6 protein-coding genes are annotated in these 6,750 nt (G+C 37.4%); 5 read left to right on the forward strand and 1 reads right to left on the reverse strand.

The window, feature by feature from the left end:
* Nucleotides 1-180: 180 nt before the first annotated feature.
* The 4 genes from ssuD (at nt 181) to perR (ending at nt 5,021) form a co-directional block, all read left to right on the forward strand.
* Complete coding sequence (gene ssuD, locus ACK3CR_RS25385) at nt 181-1,311, forward strand: FMNH2-dependent alkanesulfonate monooxygenase (protein WP_488976288.1); 1,131 nt, start codon at nt 181-183, stop codon at nt 1,309-1,311.
* 21 nt (nt 1,312-1,332) lie between these two features.
* Complete coding sequence (locus ACK3CR_RS25390) at nt 1,333-3,102, forward strand: solute:sodium symporter family transporter (protein WP_243514907.1); 1,770 nt, start codon at nt 1,333-1,335, stop codon at nt 3,100-3,102.
* 91 nt (nt 3,103-3,193) lie between these two features.
* The gene (locus tag ACK3CR_RS25395) at nt 3,194-4,303 is read left to right on the forward strand and encodes an aminopeptidase (protein ID WP_488976289.1); all 1,110 of its coding nucleotides are present in this window, start codon (nt 3,194-3,196) and stop codon (nt 4,301-4,303) included.
* Nucleotides 4,304-4,565: 262 nt separating this feature from the next.
* Entirely contained in the window at nt 4,566-5,021 is a 456-nt protein-coding gene (gene perR, locus ACK3CR_RS25400; RefSeq protein WP_019390631.1) for a peroxide-responsive transcriptional repressor PerR, read from the forward strand.
* 13 nt (nt 5,022-5,034) lie between these two features.
* Here perR and ACK3CR_RS25405 read toward each other — a convergent pair whose 3' ends face one another.
* Nucleotides 5,035-5,391: a YgzB family protein gene (locus ACK3CR_RS25405; RefSeq protein WP_243514901.1), complete on the reverse strand. Its 357-nt coding sequence runs from the start codon at nt 5,389-5,391 to the stop codon at nt 5,035-5,037.
* 161 nt (nt 5,392-5,552) lie between these two features.
* On the opposite strand from ACK3CR_RS25405, the gene ACK3CR_RS25410 reads away from it, so the two are divergent.
* Nucleotides 5,553-6,419 carry a nucleotidyltransferase-like protein gene (locus tag ACK3CR_RS25410; RefSeq protein ID WP_243514899.1) on the forward strand — a complete coding sequence of 289 codons (867 nt, stop codon included), beginning with the start codon at nt 5,553-5,555 and terminating at the stop codon, nt 6,417-6,419.
* Nucleotides 6,420-6,750 lie beyond the last annotated feature (331 nt).

Consider the following 6,750-nt stretch of genomic DNA (forward strand, 5'->3'; position numbering starts at 1 on the left):
AGCGGTTTTTATTTTTCTTTAAACACGTTTGAAATTGAAATATAGTTTGAATAGTGATAATATTTCGTTAATATATCTTCATCAATGCTAAAGCTCACTTCTTCATCTGCATCCATTTTGCATATTAAGAATGAGCTTTCTTGTTTTCTATAAACAAAGAGGTAGGGAGGAAATAGGGAGATGAAAGTGTTTTGGTTCATTCCAACATCAGGAGACGGTCGCTATTTAGGGACATCAAAAGGTGGCCGCGAGACGAGCTTTGATTATTTAAAACAGCTTGCACGAGCTATTGATACACTTGGCTATCATGGAGCATTGCTGCCAACGGGGAGGTCTTGTGAAGATGCATGGGTAACAGCCTCTTCTTTGCTCAGTGAAACATCGAGGATGAAATTTTTAGTTGCTTTGAGACCAGGCCTTATGTCGCCAGCTGTTGCAGCCCGGATGGCTGCGACATTTGATCGATTTTCGAACGGTCGTCTTTTAATTAACATTGTGTCAGGCGGAAATCCTTCTGAACAAATTGGAGATGCGCTTCAAGTGAAGCATGAAGAGCGATATGAACTAACACGAGAGTTTCTACATATTTGGACATCTTTAATGAGAGATGGGAAATCAGACTTTTCAGGAGAGCATATTACAATTAACGGAGGTAGACTTGTTTATCCACCTATTCAATCTCCTTATCCTCCGATTTACTTTGGAGGATCATCAAGCCAAGCACTTCCTATTGCTGCAAAGTTTGCAGATGTTTATTTAACTTGGGGAGAGCCTGTTGAACATGTGAGAGAAAAAGTAGAAAAAGTGAAAGCTCTAGCAGCGGAACAAGGAAGAACCGTTAAGTTTGGGATTCGACTTCATATGATTGTGCGTGAGACAGCGGATGAAGCATGGAAATCAGCAAATGAACTTATTCAATATGTTGATGAGGAGCTTATTGAAAAAGCCCGCCAAGAAATGGGGCGTCATGATTCAGAGGGGCAACGTCGTATGCTTGCTCTTTATAGTGGAGATCGAAATGGCCTTGAAATTCGCCCTAACCTTTGGAGTGGAATAGGTCTTGTCCGGGCTGGTGCTGGTACAGCGCTTGTTGGAGATGCTAAAACAGTGGCAGAGAGTATGAAGGAATACGAAGAAGCAGGGATTGATACATTTATTTTGTCGGGATATCCGCACTTAGAGGAATCGTACCGTGTAGCTGAACTTCTTTTCCCGCACCTACAATTAGAAAAACATGAAGAGCAAGCTACAAAAGCTATAGCTTCTCCTGGAGTTATGATTGCTGACGATGTAAAACCTACTAAAAATTAAGCGACAGGGAGCAGGGGAGATATGGAGAATCAAAATATGTTATTTACTTTATTGTCTTGCCTATTTTTTGTCCTCCTTTTAGGAATATGGACGTATAAGAAAACAAAAGGATCAAATTCAACTACAGAAGGTTACTTTCTAGCTGGCAGAGGAATGTCAGGAGGATTTATTGCTGGAGCTCTTATTCTAACGAACTTGTCAGCAGAGCAAATGGTTGGATTAAACGGTCAATCATATGGAACAAACATGACGAACATGGCGTGGGAAGTCACAGCCGTTTTTCCGATTGTTATTATGGCTTTGCTTCTTCTTCCTCGTTATCTTGGAGGAGCTTTTACAACGCTACCTCAATTTCTAAGAGATCGCTATGATGAAGGAGTAAGGCGCCTTGTTGTTCTTTTATTTATGCTTGGGTATGTGCTTGTCACAATTCCTTCTACTCTATACTCCGGGGCTCTTGCTGTATTGAAAATGTTTGATGTTCCCGCTCTACTTGATATCTCATATTCGCAATCTATCTGGGTTATGGTATGGATTATTGGCCTGCTTGGCGCTGTTTTTGCGATATTTGGCGGAATGAAAGCTATTGCGGTATCAGATACATTTATTGGAATGGGTCTTATTATTGTATGTACACTCATACCGATTATTGGTCTCTATCAGCTTGGAGATGGAAGTATAGGTGAGGGAGCTCATATAGTTTCAACAAATCATACAGAAAAACTTAATGCAGTTGGATCAAGTACAGACTCTGTTCCGTTTCTAACGATTTTCACCGGGATGATCTGGGCAAATCTTTTTTATTGGGGAACAAATCAATATGCCATTCAGCGTACGCTTGGTGCAGCCAATTTAGCAGAAGGACAAAAAGGCGTATTATATACAGGTTTTTTTAAACTGCTTGTTCCTATATTCATGATGGTCCCAGGAGTTATTGCCTTTCATATGTATGGAGGTGGATTGCAATCCGTTGACCTTGCTTTTCCAACGCTTGTAGCTAATACGCTACCTTGGTATTTACAAGGATTCTTTCTTGTTGTGCTTCTAGGTGCCGTATTTAGTACCTTTAATGCCTTAATTAACTCAGCAGCAACAATGTTTGCGCTAGATGTTATTCAGCCATTAAAGCCAACTTTGTCTGATCGAAAACTTTTAGATTTAAGTAAATGGTTTAGCGGTGTTTTAGCAATTGTAAGCTTTTGTATTGCTCCCTTGTTAATGTATGCTCCAGATGGTCTTTGGGAGTTAATCCGTCGTTTTACAGGTTTCTTTAATATTCCTATCATTGCTATTGTTCTCGTGGGAATTTTTGCGCGAAAAGTTCCTGCGGTAGCTGCGAAAGTGGTTATTATTTTTCATGTTATCACATACTACATGTTGATTTGGGGAATGAATCAATTGTTTGGTATTCCTATTAATATTAATTACATTCATGTTTATGGAATCTTGTTCTTTACAGAGATGGTGATAATGCTTGCTATAAGCCGCATATCACCGAGGAAAGAAGCATGGAAGTTCACACCAAAACCTAAAGTGGATATGAAACCATGGAAATACTCCTTATTTACTTCTGTTGTTTTAATCGGATTTGTATTTGCTTTTTATCTTGTGTTCTCACCAATTGGACTAGCATATAAACAGGGGTATGTTTCTCCTTACTTTTGGCCGAGTCTAGGTTTGTTATCAATTGTAACGATAAGTATTGCGATTTTGTCAGTGAAAAAGTGGAATAAGAAATATGGTTCCTATATAGAGAAGACGACGAGTTCTGCTAAAACAATATCTTCATGAGTAACGCCCTCTTGCTCATTAGGGGGCTTTTCTTTTTCAAGCGATTCTAAGTATGTTACATTAATATGGAAACGTAAAGGGGGAATTTAAGATGAGAGATTCACGCATTAGCACATTAGCAAATTTGCTCACACATCATTCTATTAAGGTGAAAGAAGGAGAGAGGGTATTAATTAAAGCACATCTTATTGCACGCCCACTTGTCCTGGAATTAATTGATGAGATTTATAAAGCTGGTGCTTACCCTTATGTGGATATTTTAGATGATGAGATTTCAAAGCATATTGCAATGGGATATGAAAAAACGCAGCTTGAAACAAGTGCTGCTTGGGAAATGCAAAAATATAAAGATGTAGACTGTGTCATTGCTGTTATTGGAGAAGAGAACGATGCAGAATTAGCGGAAGTACCTTCTGAGAAACATCGAATTCGTGGAGAGGTAATGAAGCCTGTTCAACAATTTTACATAAACAATAGAAGATGGACGCTTTTAAATTATCCAACAAAAGCGCTCGCTCAAAAAGCAGGTATGAGCACATCATGCTTTGAAGATTATCTACTTGATGTTTGTACAATTGACTACAGTAAAATGTATGAAGCAATGAAACCTTTAAAAGAGTTAATGGAAAGAACGGATAGAGTACGATTAGTTGGTAAAGGGACTGATTTATCTTTTTCAATTAAAGGAATAGAAGCAATTATGTGTGCTGGAGAAGCAAATGTGCCAGATGGGGAAGTCTTTACAGCTCCTATCAGAGACTCTGTTAATGGAACGATTACATTCAATACACCTTGTCCATACCGTGGAACAACGTTTACAGATGTCTCACTTACATTTGAAAACGGAAAAATTGTAAAAGCAGAAGCGGATAAAACAGAGAAACTGAATGACATTTTAGATACAGACGAAGGATCTCGCTATGTTGGAGAATTTGCCATTGGAGTTCACCCTCTTATTCAAGAGCCAATGGGAGATATTTTATTCGATGAGAAAATTGGTGGAAGTCTTCATTTTACTCCAGGAGAAGCCTATGAAGAAGCGGACAACGGAAACCGTTCAGCAATTCACTGGGATATGGTTCTTATCCAGCGACCTGAGTACGGTGGAGGCGAGATTTACTTTGATGATGTTTTAATTCGTAAAGATGGCGAATTTGTATTAGAAGAATTAAAAGGCTTAAATAGAGAAAACCTTCTATAAAATCGGCATTTGTCTATGAACAAATGAGAGATTCCTTCATATAATAAAAACATGAAGAATACCTCCTCAGGTAAATAATAGTAGAAGGCACAAAGCATGAAATGCTCTGTGCCTCTTTTTTTGTCGTATAATAAGAAAAAGTAGGATAAAATAGAAAGAGAAACAATGGATTTCAAAAGGCCAGAAGTTGACAAAACAAGCTTAGCGGATGTACACTAATTATAAACATTATAAAGTAAGAACTTTTTTAGAAGAGAGGTGCATGGCGGTGGCAACAACAGACGATTTAAAAGAGGCTTTGGATGTACTTAAGGGTACTGGGGTTCGGATTACACCGCAACGTCATGCGATTTTAGAGTACCTAATTAATTCTATGTCTCACCCTACTGCAGATGAAATTTACAAAGCATTAGAAGGTAAGTTTCCTAATATGAGTGTTGCAACGGTTTATAACAATCTCCGCGTTTTTCGTGAAGCAGGAATCGTTAAAGAATTAACATACGGCGACTCTTCAAGTCGATTTGATTACGTAACAACTCAGCATTATCATGTTATTTGTAATGATTGTGGGAAAATTGTTGATTTTCATTACCCAGCTTTGAATGAAGTAGAAGCGCTTGCTGCGCATATTACAAATTTTGAAGTTAGTCATCATCGTTTAGAGATATATGGAACATGTCCAGAATGTGCAAAAGATAAAAAAACAGTCGAAAGCTGATCGTACGAAATGATCAGCTTTCTTTTTTCTTTCTATTATATTTCTCATTGAATTCTTTTCCTTCTAGGGCAGGATCAAGTGTAAGCGGCTCTCTACAATACATACACATGTCTACACGTCCTAATACTTTTGTATACCTTTTGCATTCAGGGCATACAACTTGGACGGCTTTAGTAGAAAGCATCCCAATCCAAAAATAAACAACAGTGCTGCCAACAATACATAAAAGACCAAGAAGCATAAAAAGGGTCATTAGTAGCATTGATTCTCTAAAGAAAATCCCCACATACATAACGATAAAACCAATAAACACAAGACTTAAAGCGAAAGTGCGAATTTTATTAATTTTACTCGAATATTTAGTAGCCATGAAAGCCCTCCCTTTTCCTTATCATACCATAGGAAACGGCACATTTTTCTCATGAATTATCGCCTAATAGAAGAGGATTTCGACAATGGCTGTCGAAAGAAGAAGAATACCGAAGTTCCCTTCAAAGTGAAACGGAATTTAAATGTTGGAGGAATTATGATATGGAAGATATACTGCGCCCAATTTATCAGGAAAGAGCAAGTAATCGTGATACATTAGGGGTTTTGCTTATTGAAAAGAGTAAGTCAAGTCTACCTGTGACAGATAATCAAGACGCATTGCTCGTTGTAATTGTTAAAAAAGCTGAAGTTCCGCTTTTTATTAAACACTATCATCGTCACAATACAACTGCTGCCCTTTATACTGTAACAGAGGAACAGCTTTATGATTGGTTAACAAACGGTAGCAATCGTCGAGTTGTAGACTGGATTTTTAATGGGCAAATCCTTTTTGATCGAAATGAGTACTTAGAAACTTTAAAAAAGCAGCTTGATGAATTTCCTTACCATGACCGTTATAAAAAAATAGGAATTGAGTTCGCGAAGCTTCTTCGTCGGTTTATAGAAGGAAAAGCGTTTTTTACAAGCGGTAATCATTTAGATTCCTTTAATCATATGGTTCACGCTTTGCATCATTTAGCTCGCCTTTCTGTTCTAGAGCATGGATTTCACCCAGAAGTAACGGTATGGAGTCAAGTGAAGAAACTTGAGCCTGAGGTTTATAAATTGTACGAGGAGCTTGTAGAAAGCAAAGAGGGAATTGAAAAACGTCTTGAACTGCTTTTCTTAGCGAGTGAGTTTTTATTAAATCAGCGTATTGATTTAGGTTCAAAACATCTTTTATCCGTAATGAAGCAAAAACAGGAACCATGGACATTTCAGCAGCTTATGACAGAGGCAGAGATAGCTCCTTATAGTATTGACTTAGGAATTGTGTTAGATTTTCTTGTTGAGAAAGAGCTTGTCTTTATTTATGAAGAAGAAACAAAAGGGAAAAATATATATCACAGATACTATACAACAAGATAATATAGATAGGGTCTTCTAGCATTCAGCAAGAAGACCCTCCCTTATTTCTAAAAAGATATAAAAAAAATGAAAATAACTGTTGACGATTCTTTTTTATCTTGGTATAGTATTACTTGTCGCTGCTACGGTAGCACAAAACGGAAATTGAGTTAAAAATTATTTTAAAAAAAGTTGTTGACACACTTCGGAAGAAGTGATAAGATGTAAAAGTCGCTGTTAACGACAAACGAAATGATTGACCTTTGAAAACTGAACAAAATACGTCAACGTTAATTCTATTTTATTTTTAAAACAACGTTTCTTATAAGAAACAAAAAGCTATGGACATCGA

This window comes from Priestia sp. TRM10, from assembly GCF_057808375.1.